General features: G+C 74.4%; 2 protein-coding genes. One reads left to right on the top strand and one right to left on the bottom strand.

Annotated elements, in window-relative coordinates:
- Positions 1–591 (top strand): phosphatase PAP2 family protein (locus tag KBX53_RS32445; RefSeq protein ID WP_247676550.1); only part of this gene is annotated, 591 nt, incomplete at its 5' end.
- Positions 592–699: 108 nt separating this feature from the next.
- Here KBX53_RS32445 and KBX53_RS32440 read toward each other — a convergent pair.
- A partial coding sequence (locus tag KBX53_RS32440) for a hypothetical protein (RefSeq protein WP_210863664.1) occupies positions 700–1586 on the bottom strand: 887 nt, incomplete at its 5' end.

The raw sequence follows: 1586 nt of genomic DNA, 5'->3' as shown, positions 1-1586 counted from the left end.
ACCCGACCCGGGCCGGGGCTGTGGATCGCCCGGCTGGTCACCGAGGTGACCGCACCGGCGGTGCTCGTGTCGCTGCTGATGCTCACGGTGAGCTGGCACAGCGCGAACCGCCCCGGTCAGGGTCTCGTCTGGGGGCTGCTCGCCACGCTCTTCGTCACCGGCATTCCGTTCGCCTACATCGTCGGCGGGGTACGCCGTGGCCGGCTCACCGACCACCACGTCGGCCGCCGGGAGCAGCGCCGCGCGCCGCTGCTCGTCGGCCTCGGCTCGGTCGCCGCAGGGCTCGCCCTGCTCGCCGTGCTCGGCGCGCCCCGCCCGGTGCTGGCGCTGGCGGTGGCCGGGCTGGTCGGCCTCGTCGTCGCCGTGTCGGTCAGCCACTGGTGGAAGATGTCGATCCACTCGGCGGTGGCCGCCGGCACGCTGGTCATCCTGATGTTGACCTTCGGGACGCGGCTGGTCGCGGCCGCACCGCTGCTGGCGGTGGTCGGCTGGTCCCGGGTACGGCTGCGCGACCACACGGTGCCGCAGGTGCTGGCCGGTGGTGTGCTCGGCGCGCTGATCGCCGCTGTGGTCTTCGGCCCGTTGCGCTGACCCGCCACCCAGCGACCGAGGCGGGTCGCGGGCCGCTCAGTGACCGGGGAGGCGTCGCGGGCCGCCGCGAGGGCGGGCGGCGCGGAGCCACCCACCCCCGGGACACGGTCAGGCGCCGTCGTCGGCGAGCCGGTGCCGGTTCGCCTCGATCCAGGCGTCCAACGCGGCCGGATCGTCCGGGTCCACCCCGTCGGCCATCAGCTGTGCCACCGCCGCGGTGGCCGGGCTGCGCCGCTCACCTGTCGAGTAGAGCCGGGCGAACTCCGGCACCATCTCCTCGATCGCCTCGTCGGTGCGCGTCACCGCCGCCTCGGGCAGCCCGCGCTGGCGCGACGCGTACCGCGCCCAGGCCCGCAGCACCCGGGGCAGCATCGCCGCGTCGTCCATGTCCAGCACGGCCCGGCGGTGCACCCAGTCGAGCAGGAAGAGCCCGGACACCGCCGGGCTCCAGCGCATCGGATCGGCGTCCGGGAAGCTCGCCGAGTGGTCCAGCAGCAGGCTCAGGCAGAAGTGCAGGGAGGCCAACTCGGGGCCGTCGACGGCGTCCAGCCCGAACCGGACGGCTTCCGGCGCGGCGAGGAACCGCCGGACCAGGTCCGTGCGCTCGGCAGCGGAGAGCGGCTCGACCTCCGCCGGGCCGGTCGGACCGGCCGCGGTGGGCAGCATCGCCAGCCGGGCACCGACCAACGCCCGGTCGGTGGCGAGCGAGCCCTCACCGGGCAACTCGCCCAGGTCGTCGGTGACCGCCAGATGACGCGCCACCTCGCCCCGGAGCCGGGCCGGATCTTCGGTACGGAACCAGGTCAACTCGTCGTCGGCGCACATCTGCCGGACCTGGTCCAGGATCCGTTCGGCCGGCCCGCCCACGAAGATGTCCTTGGTGATGCCGATGTTGTGGTCCACCAGGGCCACCAGCGCGTGCTCCGAGCCGCCGGACTCGTCGTCGTAGGCGAAGGTCGCCAGGTAGGAGGTCTGATCGCCGTACACGTCGCCGT

The organism is Micromonospora sp. M51, from assembly GCF_018070305.1.
Lineage (GTDB): Bacteria > Actinomycetota > Actinomycetes > Mycobacteriales > Micromonosporaceae > Micromonospora > Micromonospora parva.
Note: the sequence above shows the minus strand (reverse complement) of the source record. Positions and strands in the feature narration are given on the sequence as shown.